Source organism: Streptomyces sp. NBC_00667, assembly GCF_036226825.1.
In the GTDB taxonomy this organism is placed as follows: Bacteria; Actinomycetota; Actinomycetes; order Streptomycetales; family Streptomycetaceae; genus Streptomyces.
This window is the reverse complement of sequence record NZ_CP109022.1, coordinates 2,682,579-2,709,167: the sequence shown is the minus strand read 5'-3', so window position 1 is coordinate 2,709,167 and position 26,589 is coordinate 2,682,579. Positions and strand designations below refer to the sequence as shown.

Here is a 26,589-nt window from a genome sequence, read left to right as displayed (position 1 = left end):
CCCCGCATGCTGGAAGGCGACGTAGACCGTGTTGTCGTACGAGAACGTCCTGAACGCCCCCGTCGACCAGCTCGCGACCGCGATCGCCGACTGGGCAGCCATGGTCACCAAGCTGGACGAGCTTGCCGAGGCGGCCCGCAACGGCATGAAGGCCAAAGCCGGCAAAGCCGAGTGGCACGGGGTCACAGCGAGCGTGGGCCGGTCGTTCATCGACAAGACGGCCAAGGAGTTCGAAGACGCCGCGAAGGAGGCCAAGGGCATCCACCAGGCCCTCACCGAAGGCCACGCCACCTTCAAGTCCTCCCGCGAACAGCTGAAGAAGATCTCCGAGGAAGAGGCCCCCGCCGCCGGCTTCCGGGTGGACGGCAAAGGGAAGGTGTCGCCGGCACCCCTCTCCGAAGCCGAGCGGGGCGCGGCGCTGCACGACCCCGACTACCAGCAGTCCATCCGGGAGAACCAGCCACTCTGGCAGGCGAAGGTCGACGCGATCATCGACACCTGCGACGACGTCGACCAGTCGTTGTCCCGCCTGCTCAACGCGAACATCGCCGAGGACCACAACTTCAGCGGCCCCAAGTACGCCGACCTCACCGCCGAACAGGCCGGCCACGCCATCGACCTGGCGCACAAGGGCCGGAACCTCTCCCACGCCGAGCTGGTGGAACTCAACGAACTGCTGGCCGACAACTCGACCAAACCCGCGTTCTCGACCGCGTTCTACGGTGCTCTCGGCCCAAAGGGTTCACTCGAGTTCTACGGGCAGATGTCCACGGACACGTACGACTACGCGAAGCTGGACGCGCAACGCCTCAAGGACGTCCAGGAGCTCCAGCGGAACCTGGGCCTGAACCTCGCGACGGCCACGCAGTCCAAGTCGGATCCCCACCTGCCCGACAGCTACGCGCTGGAGTTGCGCAAGCTCGGTACCGAGCGGATCCCACTGGCGAGGTACGACCAGAACCCGCCCTTCGGCTACCAGTTGCTCGGCGGCATCATGCGGTACGGGAACTACGACCCCAAGTTCCTGCTGCCGATCGCCGAGCACGCGACCCAGATCCACGCCAAGGACCCCGACTTCTTCAACCAGTCGCGGCAGCTCAACGGCTACGGCAAGAACATGCTCAACCCGTCGGGCATCAACGGCGCGGGCTACGACCCGGTGACGAGCTTCCTGGAGTCGCTGGGCCACAGCCCCGACGCCGCGTCCCAGTTCTTCGACCCGGAACGCGAACCGCACGCCTACAACCAGGACGGCACGGAGAAGCCGGGACACCCGAACCTGGGCACGGGAGCGGACAAGAAGCCGATCGGGAACTACCTCGACTACTTCGGCAACGCGAAGTACGCCCCCACGATCGACATGGAGGGCTTCAACCCCGATGACCTCCCCAAGGTCCAGAAGTACATGCCGGACGCCCTGGGGCACGCCCTCGAAGCCGCCACCCTCGGCCACGCCTGGGACGACCCTCAGCCGGCCCTCCACCGCAGCGACGCGGGCGCGCGCATCATGCACGATGCCGTGCTCAAGTACGGCGGAGACGCCGAACTGCTCAAGAAGCAAGAGACCCTCGCCGACAGCCTCGGACGTATGGGCGCGGGGTACATCGACGATCTCAACCACGGGTTGCGCGGCAAATCGCCGGATAGCGTGTTCGAGTCGAATGGCAAGGGACACGTGACGTTTGAACCGGAAGAGGCCCGGAAATTCCTGAGCAGCCTCGGTCAGTACCCGGACTCCTACCTCACGATGTCCCGTGCCGAGTCGGTCTTCTCGGCCGCGATGCTGGAAGCCCAGGTGAGCCCGGACGGCACGCTCAACCAGAGCAGTCTTGAGGAGATCGCCCGTACGGGGGGCGAGTTCCAGGGGGCGCTGGACGAGTCCCGCGCGAAGCAGATCCAGCAAGACGCCGACAAGTGGAACGAGGACTACGAGAGGGCTTTGGAGAAGCGGTCCGGCTGGGTGGAGTTCGCTGCGACCGGCGCGATCGCTGCCGGCGTCGCCTTCCTCCCGGCTACGGCGGCCGCAGCCGGCGCGGCGGCCGTTCTGGTGCCACTTGGGGTCGACCTGGGCACTGGGGCGCTGGAGCAGGTGGCCGGAGACCTCGTGGGTGACTGGTCCCACGACGAGAACGAGCGGCAGAAGAACCTCCACGACGGCAAGGCCCATGACGCCAAGGCGAGCGTGTACAGCCAGGGCGAGGCCTCGGCATCCGGGCCGGTTGAGCACTTCCTCGAACGGCACCCGGTGGGTCCGTCGGACCCGTTGGACGAGCGGCTCCGCCAGGCTCTTCTGACCGGATACAACAGCGGGTGGGCGAACGAACAGCACATGGGCAATGAGCCTGTGAAGCCGAAGAAGGCGGGCGAATGACCAGGCCCGGCTTGAAGATCCACGTACTTGCGGGCTTGCTTGTCATAGGGGTGCTCGTCTCCGGGTGCAGTGGTGGTGAGGACACGGACACGGGGCCGAGCGAGGTATTCGCCGCTGATGTCTGTTCCGAGGGGCTGCTCAGCCCGGATGCCGTGCGTGCTCTGGAACTCCTGACCGGAGGGGCCACACCGTTCAAGCCGCCCAAGAACGTCGGGGACGTGGCGTGGGTGGCAGGCGTTCTGGAGCGGGGTTACGCAAAAATCGGCGCGTCGCTCGGGGGCACAGTGTGCAGGGCTACTCCGGCTGACCGCATGAACTATCACGACCTTTCCGTGTCGTTCGAGATCGAGCACGAGTCAACGCGGATGGGCGAGCACACAGAGAGCGGCAAGGGCTACTACTGGGAGTACGACCTGGGCCGCAACGCCCTGGTCCTTCCTGACAACGGGCGGCTCTACTTCGACTGCGCGAGTGACCGGCTCGCGGGACCGGACAAATCCGTGCCGATCAAAGCGCGTGTCAGTCTCCGACAGGCGCCCACCGACGTCGACCCCCGCGCGCTGCGCGAGGCGAACCTCACCATCCTCCACTCCGCCGCCCGGGCGCTGGCCAAGGAGATGGGCTGCAAGAACAACGGGAACCTGCCCGAGCAGCTGGTGATCAAGGAGAAGGCCGCGCCCACGCGGTAGCACCCACGCACGCAGCGGCCGCCCAGGGAGCCGCCCTGGGCGGCCGTCAGTTCGATTGGCGCTGTGACTGCGGACGTTCAGGGAAGGGCGATCAGATCCGGCGCTGCGCCGTTACGCTGCGATGACCATGCAGGTGCTGGGGGACCGGAGGGGCGATGCAGGCCGGCGACATCAAGCTGGGGAAGGTTTTCGCGAACGACCACCAGAGCGTGATCCCCATCTTCCAGAGGCCCTATGTATGGGATCAGGAGGACAACTGGGAACCCTTGTGGATGGACGTCCGGACGGCGGCGGAGGAAGTGGAGGCGGAGACAGAGCCCCAGAGCGGTACGGGGCAGTCGAAGCCGCGCACCTACTTCCTGGGCGCCGTGGTCGTACAGGAGCGGTACCGGCCGCCTCGGCGCCTCGGTTCGTCCCACATCATCGACGGCCAGCAGCGGATGACCACGCTGCAGATCCTCTTCGCGGCAGCTCGGGCTGTCGCCCACGACATTGCCGCCGACAGCGTCGTCGGGCGCTTCACGAGTCTGCTGGAGAACCGGGCGGAGACGGTTCACGAGGCGTTCCCGGACGACCGCTACAAGGTCTGGCCGCTCCCGCAGGACCGTGCGGCATTCCTCTGGGCCGTACGCGGGAGCGACGACGACAGTACTGCGGCTGCCCCCGACCACCGGCTGGTCCGTGCCCGCGTGTGGTTCCAGCAGGAGATCGGCGACTGGGCCAAGGCATCGCCCAACCCGGTCCAGCGGCTCGACGACTTGTTCTACACGCTTCAAGAGCGCATGCAGCTCGTCGAGATCGTCTTGGACGCGGGTGACGACCCGCAGGTGATCTTCGAGGCGCTGAACCACCGTGGTGTCCGCCTCGACGCGGCGGACCTCGTGAAGAACCTTCTTTTTCAGACCGTCGAGTCGCAGGGGGAGCACCAGCACTCTGAAGAGCTGTTGATGAACGCCTGGCTGCCTCTGGATGCCGAACCTTGGCGCGGTCAGGTCACCACGGGACGCATCAGGCGTGCCCTGATCGACTTGCTCCTGGCTTATTGGCTGACTGTTCAAAAGCGTCAAGACATCCTTGTGGAACATCTGTTCGCCGACTTCAAGAAGTGGCTGCCGGAGAGTGGCCGGCAGGCTTCGGACGTAATTCGGGACATCAGGCATTATGCCGAGACGTATCAACGGGTGCGAGAATTTCCGCTGACTGATGCCACCGGCCGATTGCTCGACCGCATGCAGGCCATGACGACGACGCCGTGGCCGGTGCTGCTCTATCTGCACGCGACAGATGACGTGCCGAACGACCAGCGAGAGATCGCGGCCCGTGCCATCGACTCCTTTCTCATGCGGCGAGCCGTGTGTCTGATGACGACGAAGGACTACAACCGACTCTTTGTCCAGGTACTGGCCGATGCTCGGCAGAGCGATCCCGCTCGGGCAGGTCACGCCGTCGTGCGCAGCCTGTGGAATCAAACGGCCGACGCCCGGCTGTGGCCTGACGACCGGACGTTCCTTACCGGCCTGGTCGCAAACGATCTCTACCGTCGTTCCTACCGTGCCCGGTTGAAGGCTCTGCTGGTCGGACTGGAGAATCACCTGCGGACGCCGAAGACCGAGCACGCGCCGGCACTTTCGAGTGCGGACCCCCGGCTGAACATTGAGCACGTTCTGCCACAGAAATGGGAGACGCACTGGCCGCTGAACGACGGTGAGAGCGAGGAGAGCTTGAAGAAACGGCATGAGGCGGTCCATCAGCTCGGCAATCTCACGCTCACCACCACGAAGCTCAACCCGTCGTTGAGTAACCGCGAATGGCCTCATAAAAAGGACAGCCTGGGTGCTCACAGCCTTTTGCGGCTGACGACCTCATCAGTGCTCTCCGCGCCGGAGGGGGTTCGGGACAAGTGGAGCAACGAGCGTTGGGTCGAATGCTGGGACGAGGACCGGATTCAGCTGCGCACTTCATGGCTCGCCCGCATCGCCCTACAGGCATGGCCGAAGCCCAAGGGCGACAGCGACTGACGAAGTGGGCCGAGCTGCGTCCCACGGGCCGCGCCTGGTGGCGGGCTTCGGCTCGGCCGGGTGGCTCGGTGCTCGGCGACAGGTGTCGCCGTCGCCCCCCTTACCTGCGGTGCGGGGCGCCACGCTGAGACGGGAACCGAGACGGACAGCGCGAAGGGCGGCACCCCGCCGGGGTGCCGCCCTTCCGTTTTTCCTGGTCAGACAGATAGAAGCCGTGACCGGAATCGAACCGGCGTAACTCGCTTTGCAGGCGAGTCCCTCAACCACTCGGGCACACGGCTGGGTGGTGGTGACGGGTCGACCGTACGAGGGGGTGGGGGAGGCGGGGAAGAGGGCGGGCGGGGGTGCCATGGGACTGTCATGCTGCGTTCACAAGGGGCCGGGGGCGTAGGTCTGGGGGCGGAGCGGGGATCGGTCCAAAAGACAGGGGCGAGAGCCGGGGACGCGCCTTACTCTGGGGCGATGAGCGTCCTGAAACCCCGTGTGTCGCAGAAGGCAGGTGCCGCCGTTCCCCCGGAGCCCGAGGGCGGGGTGCTCGCGCCGCCGTACCGGGCGCTGAGCATCGGGATGGTCTCCGTCATCTTCCTGATCGCCTTCGAGGCGACCGCCGTGGGCACGGCGATGCCGGTCGCCGCACGCGAGCTGGACGGGGTCGGGCTCTACGCCTTCGCCTTCTCCGCCTACTTCACGACCAGCCTCTTCGGCATGGTGCTGGCCGGCCAGTGGGCCGACCTGCAGGGTCCGCTGCGGCCGCTCGCCGTCGGGATCGGGGCCTTCGCCGCCGGGCTGGTGGTGTCGGGGACCGCCGGCGTGATGGGGGTGTTCCTGATCGGGCGAGCGGTGCAGGGGCTCGGGGGCGGGCTGGTGATCGTCGCCCTGTACGTCGTCGTCAGCCGGGCCTACGAGGAGCGGCTGCGGCCCGCCATCATGGCCGCCTTCGCCGCGAGCTGGGTCGTGCCGTCGATCGTGGGCCCGCTGGCGGCCGGCACGGTGACCGAGCGGCTCGGGTGGCGCTGGGTGTTCCTGGCGATTCCCGCGCTGGTCGTCGTACCGCTGGTCGTGGCCCTGCCGGCGATCCGCCGGACCGCGGGCGGCCCCGTGCGGACGGCGGACGGCCCCGAGCCGTTCGACCGCCGCCGGATCCGGCTCGCGCTCGGGATCTCGACGGGCGCGGGCCTGCTCCAGTACGCCGCCCAGGACCTGCGGTGGCTGTCGCTGCTGCCGGGCGCGGCGGGCGCGGCCCTGCTGGTGCCGGCGGTGCTGGGGTTGTTGCCGCGCGGGACGTACCGGGCGCGGCGCGGGCTGCCTGCGGTGGTGCTGCTGCGCGGGGTCGCGGCGGGGGCGTTCATCGCGGCGGAGAGCTTCGTACCGCTGATGCTGGTCACCCAGCGGGGGCTGAGCCCGACGATGGCCGGGTTCTCGCTGGCGCTGGGCGGGCTGACGTGGGCGGTCGGGTCGTGGGTGCAGTCCAAGGGGCGGGTGGAGCCGTACCGGGAGCGGCTGATGGTGGCCGGGATGGTGATGGTGGCAGTGGCCATCGCGACGGCGCCGGCCGTGCTGGTCCCGTGGGTCCCGGTGTGGACGCCGGCGCTGGCCTGGGGCCTGGGGTGCTTCGGGATGGGCCTGGTCATCGGCCCGACGGGCGTGCTGTTGATGAGGCTGTCCCCGCCCGAGGAGGCCGGCGCCAACTCCGCCGCGCTGCAGATCTCCGACGGGCTGGCGAACGTGGTGCTGCTGGCGGCGGGCGGGGCGGCGTTCGCCGCGCTGGGCGGGGGAGCGGTGGGGGCCGGGCACGACCTCGCGGGCGGGGTGACCGTCTCGCACCCCGCCGCCTTCGTGGCCGTCTTCCTGCCGATGGCCGTCGTGGCGCTGGTCGGGGCGTGGGTCGCCACCCGGCTGGACCCGGTGCCGGAAGGCGCATGACACCGGCCGGCCTGACGCACTACCCGAGGCCGCCCCTGACGTACCACCCGAGGCCGCCCCTGACGTACTGCCGGCGCTTCGTGCCCGACGTGTGCCAGGGGTCCCGCGACGTCCCCGGGACCGCGGCGCGGTCGCCGAGGTCCGCCGGCCGACTCGGCGTGTGACGCTCGCCGCACCCGGCGAGGTCGCGGGCCTGTCCCTCTCCGGGGGGCGGGCCCGCACCGGTAGGGTGGCCCGGTTGTCCTACGTACGACTGCCGAGAGCGACGAACCGGAGACCGTGACTACTACCGCCTCCCACCACCTCTCACCCGCCTTCCCCGGCCGTGCGCCGTGGGGTACCGCCAGCAAGCTGCGTGCCTGGCAGGAGAGTGCGCTGGGCCGATACCTGGAGACCCAGCCGCGCGACTTCCTCGCCGTCGCGACCCCCGGCGCGGGCAAGACCACCTTCGCGCTGACGCTGGCCTCCTGGCTGCTGCACCACCACGTCGTCCAGCAGGTGACCGTCGTCGCACCGACCGAGCACCTCAAGAAGCAGTGGGCCGAGGCCGCCGCCCGGATAGGCATCCGGCTCGACCCGGAGTACTCCGCAGGGCCGCTGAGCAAGGACTACCACGGCGTCGCCGTCACCTACGCCGGTGTCGGCGTACGCCCGATGCTGCACCGCAACCGGTGCGAGCAGCGCAAGACCCTCGTGATCCTCGACGAGATCCACCACGCGGGCGACTCCAAGTCCTGGGGCGAGGCGTGCCTGGAGGCGTTCGACCCGGCCACCCGCCGGCTCGCGCTGACCGGTACGCCCTTCCGGTCCGACACCAACCCGATCCCGTTCGTGACGTACGAGGAGGGCAACGACGGCATCCGGCGGTCCTCCGCCGACTACACCTACGGGTACGGGAACGCGCTCGGCGACGGCGTGGTCCGGCCGGTCATCTTCCTCTCCTACAGCGGCAACATGCGCTGGCGCACCAAGGCGGGCGACGAGATCGCCGCGCGCCTCGGCGAGCCGATGACCAAGGACGCCGTCTCGCAGGCCTGGCGCACCGCGCTGGACCCGCGCGGCGACTGGATGCCGAACGTGCTGCGCGCCGCCGACCAGCGGCTGACGGAGGTCAGGAAGGGCATCCCGGACGCGGGTGGTCTCGTCATCGCCTCCGACCAGGACTCGGCGCGCGCGTACGCCAAGCTGATCCGGGAGATCACCGGGACCAAGCCGACCGTCGTGCTGTCCGACGACACCGGGGCGTCGAAGCGGATCGACGATTTCAGCGCGGGCGACGACCGCTGGATGGTCGCGGTCCGGATGGTGTCCGAAGGCGTCGACGTACCGCGCCTGGCGGTCGGGGTGTACGCCACCACCATTTCGACCCCGCTGTTCTTCGCGCAGGCCGTCGGGCGTTTCGTGCGTTCGCGCAGGCGCGGCGAGACCGCTTCCGTGTTCCTTCCGACGATTCCGTACCTGCTCGGATTCGCCAATGAGATGGAAGTCGAGCGGGACCACGTTCTCGACAAACCGAAGAAAAAGGGCGAGGAAGACCCTTATGCCGAGTCCGAGAAGGAAATGGACGAGGCGAACAAACTGGAGGACGAGGACACCGGCGAGGACGAGCAGATGTCCTTCGAGGCGCTGGAGTCCGACGCCGTCTTCGACCGGGTGCTCTACGACGGTGCCGAATTCGGCATGCAGGCCCACCCCGGCAGCGAGGAGGAGCAGGACTACCTCGGCATCCCCGGACTGCTGGAGCCCGACCAGGTGCAGATGCTGCTCCAGAAGCGGCAGTCGCGGCAGATCGCGCACAGCCGGCGCAAGCCGGACGCGGACGCGGACCTGCTGGAGCTGCCCGCCGACCGGCGTCCGGTGGTTTCGCACAAGGAACTGCTGGAGCTGCGCAAGTCGCTCAATACGATGGTCGGCGCGTACGTCCACCAGAGCGGCAAACCGCACGGGGTGATCCACACGGAGCTGCGCCGGGTGTGCGGCGGGCCGCCGAGCGCCGAGGCGACGGCGGGTCAGCTGCGGGAGCGCATCAAGAAGGTGCAGGAGTGGGCCACCCGGATGCGGTGACCCGGCGCTGATAAAGCACTTTCGTGTACCGGGGCATCACGAATTGACACACGCGTCAGAAAAAAACGGAACAAACCGGCGGTAGGCGCCCGGATTCTGGACGAGGCCTTCCGCTGAGCGGACCTGCTCGCTACTGTCCCCGAAACGAACGCCCCGTGGCAGCGCCGCCGCGGGAGCGCAGCCGGAGCCATGCCATGGCCGCAACCGGCGGCCTCTCCGTGCGTCGCCGAGGGACCGGCAGCGCTCCACCCCGCGAGAGTCACCGCCGCCCAGTGAAAGAGGGAGAGGCGTCGTGACTGCGGAAACCTCCCAGACCCTCGACCGAGGGCTCAGAGTTCTCAAGCTGCTCGCGGACACCGACCACGGTCTGACCGTCACCGAGCTCTCCAACCGTCTCGGTGTCAACCGCACCGTCGTCTACCGTCTGCTCGCCACGCTCGAACAGCACGCCCTGGTCCGCCGTGACCTCGGCGGCCGGGCCCGGGTCGGGCTCGGCGTGCTCCGGCTGGGGCGCCAGGTCCACCCGCTCGTCCGCGAGGCGGCCCTGCCCGCGCTGCGCTCCCTCGCCGAGGACATCGGGGCGACCGCGCACCTGACCCTCGTCGACGGCACCGAGGCGCTCGCGGTGGCGGTCGTCGAGCCGACCTGGACCGACTACCACGTGGCCTACCGGGCCGGCTTCCGCCACCCGCTGGACCGCGGGGCCGCAGGCCGGGCCATCCTGGCCGCCCGTCAGGGCTCGCTCACCGACCCCGGGTACACCCTGACCCACGGCGAACTGGAAGCGGGCGCCAGCGGTGCCGCCGCGCCCCTCGTCGGGATCACCGGGCTGGAGGGCAGCGTCGGAGTCGTCATGCTGGCCGACGCCGTGCCCGAGCGGGTGGGCCCGCGCGTGGTCGACGCGGCCCGCGAGGTCGCCGACGCCCTGCGCTGAGGGCCGCCCGGCCTCCGCGTCCCGGTCCGCCGGGGCGCGGCTGCGGCATGCGCCCGGGCAGGCGCTCCGTGCCGCCCGCACCGGCCCGATAGATTGACCGGGTGCTCTCTCGCCTCACACGTCTGCCGCGTCCCGCCGCCCTGGCCGTCTGCGCCCTGCCCGTGCTCGGGCTGTTCGCCGCGGCGGCCTTCGCGCCGCTGCCCTTCGTGATCGCCCAGCCAGGGCTCACCGCCGACGTGCTCGGTGCCCGCGACGGCAAGCCCGTCATCGCCGTCACGGGCGCCCCGACCCGCGAGACCAAGGGCCAGCTGCGGATGACCACCATCCAGGCCACCGGCCCCTCCTCGACGGTGCGGCTGCCCGAACTCCTCGCCCGGTGGTTCGACAGCACCCGGGCCGTCATGCCCCGGGAGTCCGTCTACCCGTCCGGCGGAAGCGACAAGGAGATCGAGGCGCACAACCTGGAGGAAATGGCCAAGTCCCAGTCGACCGCCTCCCAGGCCGCCCTCGGGTTCCTGCACAAGGACCCCGCGACGGTGAAGGCCGAACTCAACCTCGCCGACGTCGGCGGCCCCAGCGCCGGGCTGCTGTTCTCCCTCGGCATCGTCGACAAGCTCGACGGCGACGGCAGCGGCGGCGACCTGACCGGAGGGCGTGTCATCGCCGGTACGGGGACCATCACCGCCGGGGGTGAGGTCGGCGCGGTCGGCGGCGTCGCACTCAAGACGCAGGCGGCAAGACGGGACGGGGCGAGCGTGTTCCTCGTCCCGAAGGCCGAGTGCTCCGACGCCCGCTCCGAACTCCCCGAGGGGCTCCGGCTGATCCCCGTCACTTCGCTGACGGGTGCGGTGGACGCCCTTCGTGCGCTGAACCGGGGGGAGCAGGTTCCGTCCTGCTGACGGACCCGGTCCGGCCGGCCTGTACCTGCGGGCCGGCGGGTGACGGCCGGCCGGCCCGCGCCGGCGGGCCGTCCATGCCGCGCCAGGCCGGGAACACCAGGGGGCTCAGCGTCGCCAGCAGGTAGACGCCGCCGAAGGCGAGGAGCGCCGTGGTGGCGCCGAACCCGCCGACCAGCAGGCCCGCCGCGAGACCGCCCAGCGGCATCGTCAGCTCGCAGCCGGCCGTGCTCACCCCGGCGACCCGGCTGCGCAGCGCGTCCGGCACGTGCTCGTAGACGACCGTGGACAGGATCGGGTTGAGCATGCCCGCCCCGAGTCCGGACAGGGCCATCGTCACCGCGAGCGGCAGCGGGGTACCGGTGAGGGCGGCCACCACGTACCGGGGCGCCCCGCACAGCAGGAACGCCACCGCGAACACCGTCCTGCGGTTCAGCCGCTGGCCCCACGCCCCGTACAGCAGGGCGCCGAGCAGCGCGCAGCCGCCGAAGAGGGACACCATCAGGCCGAGCGCGGCGGGGCCGCCGAGGGCCTCGCTGCCGTGCACGGGCAGCAGCACCGAAGACCAGCCCTGGTCCAGGCCGTTGGTCGTCATCACCATCGCGGTGATGACGAGCAGCAGCCGCGACCGGGTCAGGAAGGCCCAGCCTTCGGCGAGCTCGGCCCGGTAGCCCGCGAAGGAGATCCTCCCTGCGGCGCGGTGCGGTTCGGCCGCCGGGACCCCGCGCAGGAACGCGGTGACCAGCAGCGCCGACGCGCCGAAGGTGGCGGCGTCCACCAGCAGGATGGACTCGGTCCCGAACGCGGCGATCAGTACCCCGGCCAGCGCGGCCCCGATCATGCGGGCCCCGCGCGAAACCCCGTCGTAGAGGCTGGCCGCGCGGGCGAGGGTGGTCCCGGCGTGCTCGGCGAGGTCCGGGAGCAGGACGCCGCGGGCGGTCAGGCCCGGGGTGTGCACGAGGCCGCCGAGGGCCATCAGGGCGCACAGCATCCAGAACTCCAGCATCCCCGCGTAGTGCAGCAGCGGGATCGCGGCCACGGACAGGGCGCAGACCAGGTCGGAGACGGCGGAGACCCGCCGCCTCCCGATCCGGTCGATGACGGGGCCGCCGACGAGGGCCGCCACGACGACGGGCAGCGTGGCGCAGAAGGCGACGACCCCGGCCCGGCCGGCGCTGCCCGTGGTCTGGAGCACGAACCACGGAACGCCGATGAGGGTGAGGGAACTCCCGGCTATGGAGATCGTGTTGGCGGCCAGTACCGCCGCGAAGGGGCGCCTGCTCATGCCGTGCGCCGGGTGTGGTCGCCTTCACGCGGGAAGGTGTGCGTGTGGATGCGGACCGGCTGACGGCCCTCCGCGGGCGGCAGGTCGCGGTAGCTGTTGACCAGGTCGTGCATCTTGTGGATCAGCTCCAGGGCCTGTTCGGCCGTCAGGTGCAGCGTGAAGTCGCTGAGGTCGGAGCCGCGCCGCCACTCGGCCGGCCACGTGTCGGCCTTGGCGAGCCAGGAGTTGACCTCCTGCGCGTGGGTCGTCGCGATCTGCTGCAGGAAGAAGTCCGCCGCGCCGCGGGTTGCCGGGTCGTCGTCGTAGAGCAGCGACTCGTCGAACCGCGTGCCGTCGTGGGAGGCCTTCCACCACCGCTCGCGGCCCTTGCCGTGCCCGGGCGCGTCCTCGACGAACCCGTAGGCGGCGAGCTGGCGCAGGTGGTAGCTGGTGGCGCCGCTGGACTCGCCGAGCCGTTCGGCCAGTTGTGAGGCGGTGGCGGGTCCCTCGTGGCGCAGCGCGGCCAGCAGGCGCATGCGCAGCGGGTGGGCGAGCCCGCGCAGCGAGCGGGCGTCGAGGGTGCGGAGCTGGGGCTGGGGGACTTCCGGTGTCTCGGGCACGACCCCACAGTAGAGTTGCAAAGATTCCTATGCAAGGGTTTCTTTGCAACTCGCTCGTGGTCAACTCCCGTCGTGGACAGGGCTCGTCGCGAGCAGGGCCCGTCGGTTCGTCCGCCCGTCAGTCGTCCGCGGCCGCCTGCTCCACCAGAGGGATGATCCGCAGGGGGACGGGGTTCTCCATGACGATCGCCGTCGACGCCCGCACGATCCCCTCGAAGCCGACCACCCGGTCGATCACCCGTTGCAGGTCGGCGTTGGAGCGGGCGACCAGCCGGCACAGCATGTCCCCCTGGCCGGTCGTCGTGTGCAGCTCCAGCACCTCCGGCACGCCGTCCAGGTGGGCCCGTACGTCGGCGCCCTGCCCCTGCTTGATCTCCAGCGTGGCGAACGCGGTCACCGGGTACCCCAGCGCCGCCGGGTCGACCTGCGGGCCGAAACCGCGGATGACCCCGTTCGACTGGAGCCGGTCCAGGCGCGCCTGGACCGTGCCGCGCGCCACGCCGAGCCGACGGGACGCCTCCAGCACCCCGATCCGGGGTTCGCGCGCCAGCAGCACGATCAGGCGCCCGTCCAGTTCGTCGATTCCCATGGCCGCCTCCGGACCGCTCGGCTGGTGGTCATCCTGCACAGATCTCTCAGTCATCCTCCGCCCCGGCTGGTCAATCTGTACAGCGGAAAGGGAAACTATTGCGCAGCTTGTGGATCGGCGGGACTCTGCGCTCATGACTGAGTCTTTGGCGAACCTCGAAACCACCCCGGCCACCGCGCGCGAGGCAGACCCCTTCCCGGTGAAGGGCATGGACGCCGTCGTCTTCGCCGTGGGCAACGCCAAGCAGGCCGCGCACTACTACTCCACCGCGTTCGGCATGAAGCTGGTCGCCTACTCCGGACCGGAGAACGGCGTCCGCGAGACGGCCAGCTACGTCCTGACGAACGGCTCCGCCCGCTTCGTCCTGACCTCCGTCATCAAGGCGGCCACGGACCACGGCCGCTTCCTCGCCGAGCACGTCGCCGAGCACGGCGACGGCGTGATCGACCTCGCGATCGAGGTCCCGGACGCCCGTGCGGCGTACGCGTACGCCGTCGAGCACGGCGCGCGCGGGCTGGACGAGCCGTACGAGGTCAAGGACGAGCACGGCACGGTCGTGCTCGCCGCGATCGCGACGTACGGGCAGACCCGCCACACGCTGGTGGAGCGCAAGGAGTACTCCGGCCCCTACCTGCCGGGCTTCGTCGCCGTCGACCCGATGGTCGAGCCGCCGGCCAAGCGGACCTTCCAGGCGATCGACCACTGCGTGGGCAACGTCGAGCTGGGCCGGATGAACGAGTGGGTGGCGTTCTACAACAAGGTCATGGGCTTCACGAACATGAAGGAGTTCGTGGGCGACGACATCGCCACCGAGTACTCGGCGCTGATGTCGAAGGTGGTCGCGGACGGCACCCTCAAGGTGAAGTTCCCGATCAACGAGCCGGCGATCGCGAAGAAGAAGTCGCAGATCGACGAGTACCTGGAGTTCTACGGCGGTGCGGGCGTCCAGCACATCGCGCTGGCGTCGAACGACATCGTGGCGACGGTGCGGTCCATGCGGGCGGCGGGCGTGCAGTTCCTGGACACCCCGGACTCGTACTACGACACGCTCGGCGAGTGGGCCGGCGAGACGCGGGTGCCGGTGGAGACGCTGCGCGAGCTCAAGATCCTCGTCGACCGCGACGAGGACGGGTACCTGCTGCAGATCTTCACGAAGCCGGTGCAGGACCGGCCGACGGTGTTCTTCGAGATCATCGAGCGGCACGGGTCGATGGGCTTCGGCAAGGGCAACTTCAAGGCGCTGTTCGAGGCGATCGAGCGGGAGCAGGAGAAGCGGGGCAACCTGTAGGTTGCGGTCGCGCCGACGTGTGGCCCCGGCCCCGCCGGCCCTTCGGGGGCGGCGGGGCCGGGGCGTGCGGTGGGGCCGTACGGCACCGCCCGCACCCCGCGCCGCCCGCACCCCGCACCGCCCGCACCCCGCGTCGCGGCCCCGGCTGCGCCGGGCTCCGCGGGGCTCCGCCCCGCACCCCGCGCCTCGATCGCCGGCGGGGCCGGGTTTGCCGGGCCTGCATCGCAGCCGGCCCCGGCGGGGCCGGATGGCGTGCCCGGGGTCTCAGGTCGTCGCGGAGGGCTTCGGTGCCGGCTGCGCCGGCTTGGGGCCCGGCTTCGGGGCGGCCTTCGGGAGGTCCGGGGCGACCCAGGGGGTGGCCGGCTGCATGTTCTCCGGGCCGCCCGGCGGGGGCTGGGCCAGGGCGGCCAGGGCCTCCTTCGCCAATGGTCCCCGCACCGGTGAGAAGCCCGGGTTCGTCCGCAGGGCCTCCTGCAAGTGCCGCCGCGCCCCCGCCTCGTCGCCCAGACCGCGCTCGATCATCGCCCGGTGGAAGGCGAACTCCGCGCTCCGCAGCCCCGGTTCCGTCGCCTTCTTCGCGTACTCCAGCGCCATCGCGTCGTCGCCCGTCCTGTGCAGCGCCCACCCCAGCGCGTCGGCGACCTCCATGCTCTTGTGCCGCCCCCACTCCTGCGTGAGCCTGCGCACCGCCGCCTCCGGATCGCGGTGGTCGGCCTCGTACAGCCCGAGCACCACGTTCTCGTTCACCGGCTGTGCCCCCTCCAGCCCCGCCAGCGCCCCCAGCGCCTCGTACGGCGCCCGCGCCTCCTCCGCCCGCCCCAGCGACTCCAGCAGCTCGCCCAGCTCCAGCTGCAACCGCGGTACCGCCGCCCGCCCCAGCGCCATCCGGTAGTCCCGGACCGCCTCCCCGCCCCGCCCCAGCGAGGCCAGCGCCCGCGCCCGGCCGCCCAGCGCCTGCGCCTGCGCCGGGTCCGTCCGCAGCGCCGCCTCGTACTGGCCCAGCGCCTCCTCCGCGTCGCCCCGCTCCCAGGACAGCTCCCCGAGCCGGAACAGCGCGTACGCCTTCTCCGCCGGGGCCTTCGCCACCCCGGCCGCGTGCTCCATCGCCATCACCGCGTCCTCGCGCCAGCCGCGGTCCCGGTACACCTCGGAGGCCTTGACGTACGCCGCCAGCCCCGAGTGCAGTTCGTCCAGCCGCTCCAGCGCCTTCTGCGCGGCCTTGTAGTCGCCGAGCCCGGAGTACGCGTCCACGAGCACCGGGTACGCCGTCCAGCGCCGCGGCGACTGTGCCCGTACGAGCTCCCCCCACTTCTTCGCCGTCCCGAAGTCGCGCCGGGCGTTGGCCAGCGCGCCCATGCCCGTCATCGCGTCGAGGTTGCCCTTCTCCGCGGGCCGCAGCTCCAGCGACCGTTTCAGCGCCCCCTCCGCCTTCGGGAACCAGTCCGGGGCGGCCGTGCGCCGCGCCTGCTCCAGGTACGCCGAGCCGAGCACCGCCCACGACGCGTCGTCGCGGGGGTGCCCCGCGAGCCACTTCTCCCGGTCCGTGACCAGCGCCGTCAGGTCCACCGCGGCCGCCGGTGCGCCCAGGCCCATCGCCGCCACCGCCCGTTCACCGGGCCCCGGCGGGCGGGCGTCGTCCCCGGTCCTCGCCGGCCTGATCACCAGGGCCCCGACGATCAGGACCACCGCGACCGCGGCCGCCACGAGCGTCTTGCGGCCGGTGAACGTCACGGCCGGCCCGGCCTGCTCCGATGCGTAGTCGATACGGTCCATGCGCTCACTGTGCGTCAATATGAAGAGTACGCCGGGGTGTCCGAAGAAGGTCGCGTCCGTGTTCACACCTATGGCCCCAGCTGCCACGCTGACCCCATGGATGATGACCTCTCCACCTCACCCGGCGCGGACGTCCTCGCAGCGCTCCACGAAGCGCTCCTCGAAGGACTGCCGGCCGAAGCGGTCCTGACCGACCCCCAGGTGACCGCCTCCTACGCCGCCGACATGGCGAGCTTCTGCGCCGCCGGCAGACCGGCCGCCGTCGTCCTGCCCCGGACCGTCGAGCAGGTGCAGCACGTCATGCGCACCGCGACCGCACTGCGTGTCCCCGTCGTCCCCCAAGGCGCCCGTACGGGCCTGTCCGGCGGTGCCAACGCCTCCGAGGGCTGCATCGTGCTCTCCCTGGTGAAGATGGACCGGATCCTGGAGGTCAGCGCCGTCGACCGGATCGCCGTCGTCGAGCCCGGTGTGGTCAACGCCGTCCTCTCGCGCGCCGTCGCCGCACAGGGCCTGTACTACCCGCCCGACCCCTCCAGCTGGGAACAGTGCACCATCGGCGGCAACATCGGCACCGCGTCCGGCGGCCTGTGCTGCGTCAAGTACGGGGTCACCGCCGAATACGTCCTCGGCCTCGACGTGGTCCTCGCCGACGGGCGGCTGCTGCGCACCGGCCGGCGCACCGCCAAGGGCGTCGCCGGGTACGACCTCACCCGCCTGTTCGTCGGCTCCGAGGGCAGCCTCGGCATCGTCGTCCAGGCCGTACTCGCGCTGCGTCCCGCGCCGCCCCGGCAGCTCGCGCTCGCCGCCGAGTTCCCCTCGGCCGCGGCCGCCTGCGAGGCCGTGTGCGCCGTCATGGAGGCCGGTCTGACACCCTCGCTGCTGGAACTGATGGACCGTACGACCATCAGGGCCGTCAACGCCCTCGGCAAGATGGGCCTGCCCGAGACCACCGAGGCGCTGCTGCTCGCCGCCTTCGACACCCCGCACGCGCCCGACGACCTCGCCGCCGTCGGCGAACTGTGCACGGCCGCGGGAGCCACGGCCGTCGTACCGGCCGAGGACGAGGCGGAATCGGAGCTGCTGCTCCAGGCCCGGCGGATGTCGCTGACCGCACTGGAGACCCTGCGGCCCGCGACGATGATCGACGACGTGTGCGTCCCGCGCTCGCGGCTCGCCGAGATGCTCGACGGGACCGCCGGGATCGCCCGTACGCACGACCTGCTCATCGGGGTGTGCGCGCACGCGGGCGACGGCAACACCCACCCGGTGGTCTGCTTCGACCCGGCCGACGAGGACGAGACGCGCCGGGCCCGCGCGTCCTTCGACGCCATCATGGCGCTCGGGCTGTCGTTGGGCGGCACCATCACCGGCGAGCACGGGGTCGGCGTCCTCAAGAAGGAGTGGCTCGCCCGTGAGCTGGGGCCGGTGGGGCTGGAGGTGCAGCGCAACGTGAAGCGCGCCTTCGACCCGCTGGGGCTGCTGAACCCCGGCAAGCTGTTCTGACGGAGCCCTCACGAGTCCCCGTCCGGTGACTCGTCCGAGGGCCAGGGGTCCCGCAGCCACAGGTCGTCCGCCGGGGTCGGCGTGAGCAGCTCCGCCAGCGCCGCGTCCAGGCCGAGCCGCTCGGCCTCCGTCCCCGGCGGGACCACGCGCAGGGTCCGCTCCAGCCAGGCGGACACGGCGGTGGCGGGGGCCTGCAACAGGGCGTCGCCGTCGGGCGAGCTGAGCGCCATGCACAGCACCGGCCGGTTGTCGGACTTCGTGGGCCAGATCCGGACGTCTCCGTGACCGCACGGGCGGAACACCCCCTCGACCAGCAGCTCGCGCGCGAAGGTCCAGTTCACCGGGACGCTGGAGCCGGCGTGGAAGGTGATGTGCACGGCGTACGGGTCGTCCGTCAGGTAGAGCAGCCTGGCGGGGACGGGGATGCTGCGCTCGGGGGACATGACCAGCTTGAGTTCCAGCTCGCGCTCGATGACGGGGTGGTGGTGCATGACGGCCTCACTTCTCAGCGGATCTCGCGTGCGGTGCGCGGGGCCGGTCGTGCCCCGCGTCCGGAGAGAGCCCCTGTGTGCCGGGGTATGACGCGACTTCGCGCGGTGGGGCGCAGATTGGCCGAAATCTGTCGGATGACCGAAAAGAGGCGGCCGGGGAAAGGATTCGCTCGAAGGCTTGGATTCTCCCGTTACCGGACCGGTCGGAGGGAGGTTCTTCGCTATGGTCCTGCCCTTCACAGCCTCAAGCCACGATCGGAGTTGGGGACATTGACGGCCTCCCCTGGTGACGGCGAGCACGCGGCCCGCGAGGGCTACTACCCCGATCCCTCCATCCCCGGGTACGTCCGGTACTGGAACGGCTCTGCCTGGGTGCCGGGTACGAGCAGGCCGGCCACGCCCGCGGACGGGGCGGGCCCGGGCTTCCCGGACGAGACGTCCGCGACCGAGACGCTGCCGGACCCGGATGCGGAGCCTGAGCACGAGCCGGAGTACGAGCCGGAGCGCGAGCCGGTGGCCGCCGCCGTGGCCGAGGCGGCGGCGTGGCAGGCGGACCCCGCGCACCAGGCCGGCTTCGGCGGCCCGCGCGACGTGCGGGTGTCCTGGGGCCACGCCGAGGAGCCGGCCGGCGCGCCGCCCGCCCGGGCGGCGGTCGCCGCGCCGCCCGTGGACCGGTTTCCCGCGCAGGCCCCGGCGGAGGCGGTGGGCATCCTGTCGGCCCGGTCACCGGTGGTGGCCGCCGCCGTAGCCGCCGCTGCCCCTGCGCCCGCCGCGCCCGTCGCGCCCGGCGCCCCCGCACCGGCTCCCGCCTGGCCCGCGGCTCCCGGAGGCGGTGATGCGCCGTCCGGGGTCACCTCCTCGTGGCCCGAGGCGGTCAAGGCGCCCCGTCCGGACCCGGCCCGGCCCCGTCCGGTGGTGACCGCGCCCAGGCCGGCCCCCGGCCCCCTGCGGCCCGCGCCCGCCGCCGCCCGGCACGACCCCGCCCCGCAGGCCGCGGTCCCGCAGGCCCCCGCCCCGCAACCTCCCGCCCCCGCCCCGCTCCCCACCGCGCACGCCGTCTTCGAGCGCATGGCCGAGCGGGCCGTCCGCCCCGCCGGGCTGGTCCGCCGCGCCCTGGCCCGCCTCCTGGACTCCCTCGTACTCGCAGCCGTCGCGACGGGGGCCGCCCTGCCCCTCGTCCCCCGGGCGACGGCCCACATCGAGGCCAAGATCGACGCGGCCCGCGGGATCGGCCGGCACACCACCGTCTGGCTGCTCGACGCCACCGTCACCGGCTACCTGGCATTGGTACTCGCCGCCGTCCTGCTCTTCGGGATCCTCTACGAGGTCGCCCCCACCGCCCGCTGGGGCCGCACCCCGGGCAAGAAGCTGCTCGGCGTCCGCGTCCTGGCCACCGCCACCCGGCGCCCGCCCACCTTCGGCGCGGCCCTGGGCCGCTGGCTGGTGTACGCGGTCCTCGGCGTCCCGGGCAGCCTCTGGTGCCTGGTCGACCGGCCCCGCCGCCAGGCATGGCACGACAAGGCGGCGAAGACCTACGTAGCCCGCTAGGGGGTGTCTTCCGGATCGTGCCGGGCCGGCCTGATCCGGAAGACACCCCCTGGGCGGAGCACCACCCCCGAACGGACGCCGTCCCGTTGCGGGGCTCGCGCGCGCGGGGTCGACTCGGGCCATGAGCACCGATCAGCCGCCGCCGGAGCAGCCGCCCGAGGACGACCCGTTCCGCAAGAGGCCCCAGGAGCCGACGCCCCCGTCGGGCGGTTCGCCGTACGGTTCGCCGCCGCCCGGCGCGGGCGGGTACCCGCCGCCCCCGCCCCCCGGCGGACCCGGCGGAGGCGGGGGCTACCCGCCCCCGCCGGGCCCGTACAACGGCAGCGGCGGCGCCGGGGGCCCGTACGGGATGCCGGACCCGCTCGCCGGCATGCCCCCGCTCGCGGACTTCGGCAAGCGGCTCGGCGCGCGGATCATCGACCTGATCATCGTCGCGGTCCCGCTGTTCCTCATCCAGTTGCCGTTCGGTGCGCGGCGGTACGCCGTCGACACGGACAAGGGCGAGGACGTCACCGAGGTCATCACCAAGTCGTACAACGGCTCCGGGCTGCTCTGGACGCTGATCTCGATCATCGCGTACGTCGGCTACGACTGGTGGTTCACCAAGAGGAACGGCCAGACGATCGGGAAGCGGGCGCTGGGCCTGCGCGTCGCGATGCTCAACGACGGCAGCGTGCCGCCCTCCGGCGCCGCGCTCAGCCGTGGCGCGGTGCTGTGGGTGCCGACCCTGATCTGCTGCTTCTGCCTGTGGCCGCTCGCGCTGATCATTTCGATGCTGATCGACAAGCCGTACAGACAGGGTCTGCACGACAAGGTGGCGAAGACCGTGGTGGTCCGCACCACTTGAGTCCGCGTCCCGCCATGCATGCGGTGCGGGCGGCCGTCCCCTGGGGACCGGCCGCCCGCACCGTCGTACGCGTACGCGTCAGTGGTGCACGGGGTGTTCGGACGCGGCCCTCGGCTCGGGCACCCGCGCTCCCGAGCGGACCTCGACGGGGACGACGGAGTCCTGCGGCAGCGCACCGGAACGCCCGGCGGCGTGCCGGCCGCGCCGGCGCGGGATCGGCACGGTGAGCGCGACGAGGAGCCCGAGGGCGAGCGCGGCCGCGGAGATGACCGCGATGCCGATCCCCGTGCTCGTCTGCGACAGCAGCAGCATGGCGATCGTCGACACGATGACGGTGGCGGACCCGTAGGCGAGCTGTGCGGCAGTCGGACGCGGCATGGCGGTATCCGTCCTCAAGGCGGTGAGGGAGAGTCGGCTCAACTCGTCGCGCGGCAAGAGACTCTACGACGGGGCATGCCCGAGCGGAACCGTCAGTAAGCGTGCCCTAACCGAACGGCTGCCCCGCGCGGGAGCACGGGGGGCGCACGGCGTCATGGACCGTGCATCCTCCGGCGTTTCCCCGCCACTTCTCCGGCAGTTCTCCCGCTGCCCCTGCGGTGTTCCTCCGTCAGTCCGCCGCCGTTCCTCCAGGGGGCGGGAACCTCCCCTTCGCCCCGACTGGTGACGAACGTCCGAATAGCGGAACCGGCTGCCCGCATAGTGCAGTTGTAAGGAACAAGTCAAGGTCTGTCTTTTCTCCCTTCTCTCCGGTCAAATGTCGTCACTTGAGACGCGCGCCGCGCGGAACCCCCCACTCCTTTGGAGACGTTCCGACCAACGCTGCGGCCGCGGGAGGGGAACGACATCAAGTGACCGGCAACTCCACGAGAAGGCGCACGCTGCGCACCGCGGCCATCGCCGTGACGCTGGCCGCCACCGCGGCCTCGGGCGCCTTCTTCACCACGGCACAGGCCGACCAGGGTCGGGGCAACGCGCCCGCAGCGGAACGCCAGGACCCGAGTGCTCCGAACAAGGAGCAGGTCCAGCACGACCTGCCCGGCCCGTTCAGCAAGCAGCAGGCGCAGGCCCGCGAAGCTGCCGTCGACCAGGTGCTGAGCGGCAAGAAGGCAGTCGAGCAGCGCGGGGCCTCCAAGGTCGTCAAGCTGGACGACAAGAAGTACGTCGAGCTGGGCCGCGAGAAGACCGACAAGATCTTCACGATCCTCGTCGAGTTCGGCGACCAGGTCGACAACACGACCATGTTCGACCCGGACGGCCCCAACGGCCCCAAGCCCCCGGCTCCTAAGTACGGCGGCACCCCGGGCCCGGCGCACAACACGATCGCGCAGCCCGACCGCGCGACGAACAACAGCACGGCCTGGCGCAAGGACTTCAGCCGCGACTACTTCCAGGACCTGTACTTCGGTACCGGCCAGGGCAAGAACTCGCTGAAGACCTACTACGAGAAGACCTCCTCGGGCCGCTACTCCGTCGACGGCCAGGTCGCCGACTGGGTCAAGATCCCGTACAACGAGGCCCGTTACGGCTCGAACTACTGCGGCCAGACGAACTGCTCCAACGTCTGGGACACCGTCAAGGACGGCGTCAACGCCTGGGTCGACGCCCAGAAGAAGGCCGGCAAGACCGACGCCGAGATCAAGGCGACCCTGGCGCAGTACGACCAGTGGGACCGCAACGACTACGACGGCGACGGCAACTTCAACGAGCCCGACGGCTACATCGACCACTTCCAGATCGTCCACGCGGGCGAGGACGAGTCGGCCGGCGGCGGCGTGCAGGGCACCAGCGCCCTGTGGGCGCACCGCTGGTACGCCTACGGCACCGACGTCGGCAAGACCGGCCCGGCGAACAACAAGGCCGGCGGCACGCAGATCGGCGACACCGGCATCTGGGTCGGCGACTACACGATGCAGCCGGAGAACGGCGGCCTCGGCGTCTTCGCGCACGAGTACGGCCACGACCTCGGTCTGCCGGACCTCTACGACACCTCCGGCGGCGGCGACAACAGCGTCGGCTTCTGGTCCCTGATGTCGGCGGGCTCCTGGCTCGGCGACGGCAAGGAGTCCATAGGCAACCTCCCGGGCGACATGGACGCCTGGAGCAAGCTGCAGCTGGGCTGGCTGAACTTCGACAAGGCCAAGGCCGCGACGAACTCCACCCACAAGCTGGGCGTTTCCGCGTACAACACCAAGGACAAGCAGGCCCTGCTCGTCGATCTGCCGAAGAAGCAGGTCAAGACGGACATCGTCGCTCCCGCCGAGGGCTCCTCGCAGTGGTGGAGCAACATGGGTGACGACCTCAAGAACACCCTGACCCGCTCGGTCGACCTGACCGGCAAGTCCTCCGCCGCCCTGTCCCTCAAGAGCTGGTGGGACATCGAGCAGGACTACGACTTCCTGTACACCGAGGTGTCCACGGACGGCGGCGCCACCTGGACCGCCCTCGCCGGCACCGCCGACGGCGCGGCCCTCCCGGTCGACGCCTCCGGCGCCCCCTCGCTGACCGGCGCCTCCGGTGCCTGGAAGCAGCTGAACTTCCCGCTGGACGCCTACGCGGGCAAGAAGGTCGACCTCCGTTTCCGCTACCAGACGGACGGCGGCGCCGGCGGCAAGGGCTTCACCGCCGACGCGATCAACATCACCGCGGACGGCTCCACCCTGTTCACCGACGGCGCCGAGAACGGCGACAACGGCTGGACCGGCAAGGGCTTCTCGCGGGTCGGCGCCGGCTTCACCAAGGAGTACGCGCAGTACTACCTGGCGGAGAACCGTCGCTACGTCTCGTACGACTCGACCCTCAAGGTCGGCCCGTACAACTTCGGCTTCGCCAACACCAAGCCGAACTGGGTGGAGCACTACCCCTACCAGGACGGTCTGCTGATCTGGCTCTGGGACACCTCCCAGAAGGACAACAACACGAGCCAGCACCCCGGCTCGGGTCTGATCCTGCCGATCGACGCCAACGCCAAGCCGATGAAGTGGGCGGACGGCACCCTGCTGCGGAACAAGATCCAGCCGTACGACGCGACGTTCAGCGCGTACTCGACGGACGCCTTCACCCTGCACAAGAACGGCGAGGCGCTGTTCCTCAAGCCGAAGCCCGCGAACCTCGTCTTCGACGACCACAAGGGCAAGTACTTCTACGACGAGAACCCGACCGGTTCGGTGAAGACCACTGACACCAACACCAAGATCAAGATCGCCAAGGAGCCGTACGACGGTCTCCAGATGACGGTCGAGGTCGGTCGCGCCGTGAAGTAGTTCGGTAAAACCGCAGGTCAAAGCATGATCGGCCGTCGCCCTCTAGCGGGCGGCGGCCGATCGCGTTTAGATGCGGGTCGGAAGTTGTCTTATTGACGGGGGAGCTGAAGATCATGCCCGGTGGAGGTTTCGTCAGACTGCCTGGCGGCAGCGTGGTGGTCGCGCTCATGCTGCCCAGGCCGTCCGGCGAGGACGGGAACGTCCGCGTGCTCGTCCACGCCGCGAACCGGGCCCGCGCCCTGACCAGGCTGCGGAACCTCGGCATGCGCGCCGTCTACCTGCGGGGCAACGCCCATCCGCCCACCCCCGATGAGGTCACCGCCGTCCTCCACCACCCGGACGGCCTCCTGTGGCGCTGCACCCCGGACCGCGCCCAGGAACTGTGGCACCCGATCGGCGCCCTCCTGCGGGGCGCGTAGGGCCCGCTACGCGCCGCCGAGCACCGGAGCGCCGGTGAGGCCCACGCCGGCCGTGCGGAGGTCCTCCAGGGCGCGGGCGGTGGTGTGCGGGGCGACGCCCGCCGTGAGGTCGAGCAGGACCTGTGTACGGAAGCCCTCGCGGGCCGCGTCCAGGGCGGTGGCCCGCACGCAGTGGTCGGTGGCGATGCCGACCACGTCGACCTCCGTGACGCCCCGCTCCCGCAGCCAGTCGGCGAGGCCCGAGCCGTTCTCGTCCCGGCCCTCGAACCCGCTGTAGGCGGCCTCGTACGCCCCCTTGTCGAAGACGGCGGCGATGGCGCCGGAGGCCACGGCGGGGGCGAAGTTCGGGTGGAACCCGACGCCCTCGGTCCCGGCGACGCAGTGCACCGGCCAGGTGGTCTCGTAGTCGGGCGCGGCCGGCGGGTGCGCGAAGTGCGGACCGGGATCGATGTGGTGGTCGCGCGTGGCGACGACGTGCCGGTAGCCCGGCGTGGCCTGCCCGATCAGCTCGGTGATGGCGGCGGCGACATCGGCCCCGCCGGTGACCGCGAGGCTGCCGCCTTCGCAGAAGTCGTTCTGTACGTCGACGACGATCAGTGCGCGGTGCATGTCGCGTGTCCTTAGGTCGATGTGGTTGCCGCTGGGCGGGCTCTTCCCCCACCCCGCCCCTTCCCGAACCTGGGGCCCGGAGCCGGGGGGCCGGGCGGAGTGTGCCGGGGCCCGTCCGGGCGGACGGGCCCCGGACGGGGCCTAGACGTACTCCGTCGGGATCACGGCCTCGCCGCGCGAGAGCTGCGTCGCGGACAGCGGCAGGCCCGCCCGGGCCGCGAGGTGGCGCTCCCGGGCCGCCTCCAGGGGTTCGCGGGCCACCACCTCGCCGCCCTTGACCAGCTGGACCAGCAGCTGCCGGTCCGCCAGGGCCGTCGGTACCGGGCCCACGCCCACGACCTCCGCCTCCGCGACCCCCTCCGCGTCGACCCGGCGCGCCGCCCACTTGCGGCCGCCCAGCGAGGTCTTGCCGCCCGAGGACTTCTTCGCCACCGGCAGCAGCGGCGCCTTGGGGTCCGCCGACACCGCCCGGGCCACCAGCTTGTAGACCATCGAGCAGGTCGGGTGCCCGCTGCCCGTCACCAGCTGCGTGCCGACCCCGTACGCGTCCACCGGAGCCGCCGCCAGCGAGGCGATCGCGTACTCGTCCAGGTCCGAGGTGACCACGATCCGCGTCCCCGTCGCCCCCAGCTCGTCCAGCTGCTGGCGCACCCGGTGCGCGACCAGCAGCAGGTCCCCGGAGTCGATGCGCACCGCGCCCAGGCCCGTCCCGGCGACCTCCACGGCCGTCCGTACCGCCTCGGCGACGTCGTAGGTGTCCACCAGCAGGGTCGTGCCGCTGCCCAGCGAGGCCACCTGCGCGGTGAAGGCGTCGCGCTCGCTGTCGTGCACCAGGGTGAAGGCGTGCGCGCTGGTGCCGACCGTGGGGATCCCGTAGCGGAAGCCGGCCGCCAGGTCCGAGGTGGAGGTGAAGCCGCCGACGTACGCGGCGCGCGAGGCCGCCACGGCCGCCAGCTCGTGGGTGCGCCGGGCGCCCATCTCGATCAGCGGCCGCCCGCCCGCCGCCGACGCCATCCGGGAGGCGGCCGCGGCGATCGCCGAGTCGTGGTTGAGGATCGACAGGACCACGGTCTCCAGCAGTACGCACTCGGCGAAGCTGCCCTCGACCCGCAGGACGGGGGAGCCGGGGAAGTAGACCTCGCCCTCGGGGTAGCCCCAGATGTCGCCCGAGAAGCGGTACGAGGACAGCCATTCCAGGGTCCGCGCGTCGATCACGGCCCGCTCGCGCAGGAACTCCAGTACGGCTCCGTCGAAGCGGAAGTTCTCCACCGCGTCCAGTACCCGTCCGGTGCCCCCCACGACGCCGTAGCGCCGCCCCTCGGGCAGCCGCCGGGTGAAGACCTCGAAGACCGAGCGCCGGTCGGCGGTGCCGTTGGCCAGCGCGGCCTGGAGCATCGTGAGCTCGTAATGGTCCGTGAAGAGCGCTGTCGACGGCACGTCCACCGGCAGGCCCAGGTCCGCAGGGTTCATGTCACGGATGCTA

21 protein-coding genes and 1 tRNA gene are annotated in these 26,589 nt (G+C 71.2%); 13 read left to right on the top strand and 9 right to left on the bottom strand.

What is annotated here, in order from left to right; all coding sequences use genetic code 11:
- Positions 1 to 28: 28 nt before the first annotated feature.
- From OHA81_RS12725 to OHA81_RS12715, 3 genes are all read left to right on the top strand, one after another.
- Positions 29 to 2,371 carry a hypothetical protein gene (locus tag OHA81_RS12725; RefSeq protein WP_329195604.1) on the top strand — a complete coding sequence of 781 codons (2,343 nt, stop codon included), beginning with the start codon at positions 29 to 31 and terminating at the stop codon, positions 2,369 to 2,371.
- Between the two features lie 311 nt (positions 2,372 to 2,682).
- Positions 2,683 to 3,060: a hypothetical protein gene (locus tag OHA81_RS12720; RefSeq protein WP_329195602.1), complete on the top strand. Its 378-nt coding sequence runs from the start codon at positions 2,683 to 2,685 to the stop codon at positions 3,058 to 3,060.
- A gap of 155 nt (positions 3,061 to 3,215) precedes the next feature.
- Positions 3,216 to 5,078, top strand: coding sequence for a DUF262 domain-containing protein (locus OHA81_RS12715; RefSeq protein ID WP_329195600.1), 1,863 nt, complete (start codon positions 3,216 to 3,218; stop codon positions 5,076 to 5,078).
- Between the two features lie 209 nt (positions 5,079 to 5,287).
- Here the strand turns inward: OHA81_RS12715 and OHA81_RS12710 are convergent.
- A tRNA-Cys gene (locus tag OHA81_RS12710) sits at positions 5,288 to 5,359 on the bottom strand.
- Positions 5,360 to 5,540: 181 nt separating this feature from the next.
- Between OHA81_RS12710 and OHA81_RS12705 the strand changes: the two genes are divergently transcribed.
- The 4 genes from OHA81_RS12705 to OHA81_RS12690 all read left to right on the top strand — a co-directional run bounded on the left by OHA81_RS12705 (position 5,541) and on the right by OHA81_RS12690 (position 10,898).
- A complete protein-coding gene (locus OHA81_RS12705) occupies positions 5,541 to 7,001 on the top strand; it encodes an MFS transporter (protein WP_329195598.1) in 1,461 nt (486 codons plus the stop codon).
- A gap of 279 nt (positions 7,002 to 7,280) precedes the next feature.
- Entirely contained in the window at positions 7,281 to 9,065 is a 1,785-nt protein-coding gene (locus tag OHA81_RS12700) for a DEAD/DEAH box helicase (protein WP_329195596.1), read from the top strand.
- A 292-nt stretch (positions 9,066 to 9,357) separates the two neighbouring features.
- Entirely contained in the window at positions 9,358 to 9,999 is a 642-nt protein-coding gene (locus OHA81_RS12695; RefSeq protein ID WP_329195594.1) for an IclR family transcriptional regulator, read from the top strand.
- A 101-nt stretch (positions 10,000 to 10,100) separates the two neighbouring features.
- Positions 10,101 to 10,898 carry a S16 family serine protease gene (locus tag OHA81_RS12690; protein ID WP_329195592.1) on the top strand — a complete coding sequence of 266 codons (798 nt, stop codon included), beginning with the start codon at positions 10,101 to 10,103 and terminating at the stop codon, positions 10,896 to 10,898.
- On the opposite strand, the gene OHA81_RS12685 is transcribed toward OHA81_RS12690, so the two are convergent.
- The 3 genes from OHA81_RS12685 to OHA81_RS12675 all read right to left on the bottom strand — a co-directional run bounded on the left by OHA81_RS12685 (position 10,828) and on the right by OHA81_RS12675 (position 13,368).
- Positions 10,828 to 12,180, bottom strand: a complete 1,353-nt coding sequence (locus OHA81_RS12685) for an MFS transporter (RefSeq protein ID WP_329195589.1) — start codon at positions 12,178 to 12,180, stop codon at positions 10,828 to 10,830. The two genes, OHA81_RS12690 and OHA81_RS12685, sit on opposite strands and share 71 nt — an antisense overlap.
- A complete protein-coding gene (locus OHA81_RS12680) occupies positions 12,177 to 12,779 on the bottom strand; it encodes an ArsR/SmtB family transcription factor (RefSeq protein ID WP_329195587.1) in 603 nt (200 codons plus the stop codon). The genes OHA81_RS12685 and OHA81_RS12680 overlap by 4 nt, the downstream gene beginning before the upstream one ends.
- Positions 12,780 to 12,897: 118 nt before the next feature.
- Complete coding sequence (locus OHA81_RS12675) at positions 12,898 to 13,368, bottom strand: Lrp/AsnC family transcriptional regulator (protein ID WP_329195585.1); 471 nt, start codon at positions 13,366 to 13,368, stop codon at positions 12,898 to 12,900.
- Between the two features lie 133 nt (positions 13,369 to 13,501).
- Between OHA81_RS12675 and hppD the strand changes: the two genes are divergently transcribed.
- The gene (hppD, locus tag OHA81_RS12670; RefSeq protein ID WP_136214419.1) at positions 13,502 to 14,656 is read left to right on the top strand and encodes a 4-hydroxyphenylpyruvate dioxygenase; all 1,155 of its coding nucleotides are present in this window, start codon (positions 13,502 to 13,504) and stop codon (positions 14,654 to 14,656) included.
- A 264-nt stretch (positions 14,657 to 14,920) separates the two neighbouring features.
- Here the strand turns inward: hppD and OHA81_RS12665 are convergent, their stop codons facing one another.
- Positions 14,921 to 16,429, bottom strand: a complete 1,509-nt coding sequence (locus tag OHA81_RS12665; protein ID WP_329195582.1) for a hypothetical protein — start codon at positions 16,427 to 16,429, stop codon at positions 14,921 to 14,923.
- A 96-nt stretch (positions 16,430 to 16,525) separates the two neighbouring features.
- Between OHA81_RS12665 and OHA81_RS12660 the strand changes: the two genes are divergently transcribed.
- Positions 16,526 to 17,932: an FAD-binding oxidoreductase gene (locus OHA81_RS12660; protein ID WP_329195580.1), complete on the top strand. Its 1,407-nt coding sequence runs from the start codon at positions 16,526 to 16,528 to the stop codon at positions 17,930 to 17,932.
- 8 nt (positions 17,933 to 17,940) lie between these two features.
- Here the strand turns inward: OHA81_RS12660 and OHA81_RS12655 are convergent, their stop codons facing one another.
- Entirely contained in the window at positions 17,941 to 18,423 is a 483-nt protein-coding gene (locus OHA81_RS12655; RefSeq protein WP_329195578.1) for an SsgA family sporulation/cell division regulator, read from the bottom strand.
- Positions 18,424 to 18,693: 270 nt separating this feature from the next.
- Here OHA81_RS12655 and OHA81_RS12650 point away from each other — a divergent pair, with 270 nt between their 5' ends.
- Positions 18,694 to 19,971 carry an RDD family protein gene (locus OHA81_RS12650; RefSeq protein WP_329195576.1) on the top strand — a complete coding sequence of 426 codons (1,278 nt, stop codon included), beginning with the start codon at positions 18,694 to 18,696 and terminating at the stop codon, positions 19,969 to 19,971.
- 121 nt (positions 19,972 to 20,092) lie between these two features.
- Positions 20,093 to 20,818 carry an RDD family protein gene (locus OHA81_RS12645; protein ID WP_329195574.1) on the top strand — a complete coding sequence of 242 codons (726 nt, stop codon included), beginning with the start codon at positions 20,093 to 20,095 and terminating at the stop codon, positions 20,816 to 20,818.
- Positions 20,819 to 20,896: 78 nt separating this feature from the next.
- Here the strand turns inward: OHA81_RS12645 and OHA81_RS12640 are convergent, their stop codons facing one another.
- Positions 20,897 to 21,196 carry a hypothetical protein gene (locus OHA81_RS12640; protein WP_329195572.1) on the bottom strand — a complete coding sequence of 100 codons (300 nt, stop codon included), beginning with the start codon at positions 21,194 to 21,196 and terminating at the stop codon, positions 20,897 to 20,899.
- A 470-nt stretch (positions 21,197 to 21,666) separates the two neighbouring features.
- Between OHA81_RS12640 and OHA81_RS12635 the strand changes: the two genes are divergently transcribed.
- The gene (locus OHA81_RS12635; RefSeq protein WP_329195570.1) at positions 21,667 to 24,078 is read left to right on the top strand and encodes an immune inhibitor A domain-containing protein; all 2,412 of its coding nucleotides are present in this window, start codon (positions 21,667 to 21,669) and stop codon (positions 24,076 to 24,078) included.
- A gap of 113 nt (positions 24,079 to 24,191) precedes the next feature.
- A complete protein-coding gene (locus OHA81_RS12630; RefSeq protein WP_190182641.1) occupies positions 24,192 to 24,497 on the top strand; it encodes a hypothetical protein in 306 nt (101 codons plus the stop codon).
- Positions 24,498 to 24,503: 6 nt separating this feature from the next.
- Here the strand turns inward: OHA81_RS12630 and OHA81_RS12625 are convergent, their stop codons facing one another.
- Positions 24,504 to 25,106, bottom strand: coding sequence for a nicotinamidase (locus tag OHA81_RS12625; protein ID WP_329195567.1), 603 nt, complete (start codon positions 25,104 to 25,106; stop codon positions 24,504 to 24,506).
- Between the two features lie 141 nt (positions 25,107 to 25,247).
- Positions 25,248 to 26,576 carry a nicotinate phosphoribosyltransferase gene (locus OHA81_RS12620; protein WP_329195565.1) on the bottom strand — a complete coding sequence of 443 codons (1,329 nt, stop codon included), beginning with the start codon at positions 26,574 to 26,576 and terminating at the stop codon, positions 25,248 to 25,250.
- Between the last annotated feature and the right edge of the window lie 13 nt (positions 26,577 to 26,589).

Excerpts from the sequence above, each read along its gene's own strand:
- OHA81_RS12675 (WP_329195585.1), bottom strand. The coding sequence starts at position 13,368 with ATGGGAATCGACGAACTGGACGGGCGCCTGATCGTGCTGCTGGCGCGC.
- OHA81_RS12715 (WP_329195600.1), top strand. The coding sequence starts at position 3,216 with ATGCAGGCCGGCGACATCAAGCTGGGGAAGGTTTTCGCGAACGACCAC.
- OHA81_RS12705 (WP_329195598.1), top strand. The coding sequence starts at position 5,541 with ATGAGCGTCCTGAAACCCCGTGTGTCGCAGAAGGCAGGTGCCGCCGTT.
- OHA81_RS12640 (WP_329195572.1), bottom strand. The coding sequence starts at position 21,196 with ATGCCGCGTCCGACTGCCGCACAGCTCGCCTACGGGTCCGCCACCGTC.
- OHA81_RS12625 (WP_329195567.1), bottom strand. The coding sequence starts at position 25,106 with ATGCACCGCGCACTGATCGTCGTCGACGTACAGAACGACTTCTGCGAA.
- OHA81_RS12620 (WP_329195565.1), bottom strand. The coding sequence starts at position 26,576 with ATGAACCCTGCGGACCTGGGCCTGCCGGTGGACGTGCCGTCGACAGCG.
- OHA81_RS12685 (WP_329195589.1), bottom strand. The coding sequence starts at position 12,180 with ATGAGCAGGCGCCCCTTCGCGGCGGTACTGGCCGCCAACACGATCTCC.
- OHA81_RS12630 (WP_190182641.1), top strand. The coding sequence starts at position 24,192 with ATGCCCGGTGGAGGTTTCGTCAGACTGCCTGGCGGCAGCGTGGTGGTC.
- OHA81_RS12720 (WP_329195602.1), top strand. The coding sequence starts at position 2,683 with ATGAACTATCACGACCTTTCCGTGTCGTTCGAGATCGAGCACGAGTCA.
- OHA81_RS12645 (WP_329195574.1), top strand. The coding sequence starts at position 20,093 with ATGAGCACCGATCAGCCGCCGCCGGAGCAGCCGCCCGAGGACGACCCG.
- OHA81_RS12665 (WP_329195582.1), bottom strand. The coding sequence starts at position 16,429 with ATGGACCGTATCGACTACGCATCGGAGCAGGCCGGGCCGGCCGTGACG.
- OHA81_RS12660 (WP_329195580.1), top strand. The coding sequence starts at position 16,526 with ATGGATGATGACCTCTCCACCTCACCCGGCGCGGACGTCCTCGCAGCG.
- OHA81_RS12655 (WP_329195578.1), bottom strand. The coding sequence starts at position 18,423 with ATGCACCACCACCCCGTCATCGAGCGCGAGCTGGAACTCAAGCTGGTC.
- hppD (WP_136214419.1), top strand. The coding sequence starts at position 13,502 with ATGACTGAGTCTTTGGCGAACCTCGAAACCACCCCGGCCACCGCGCGC.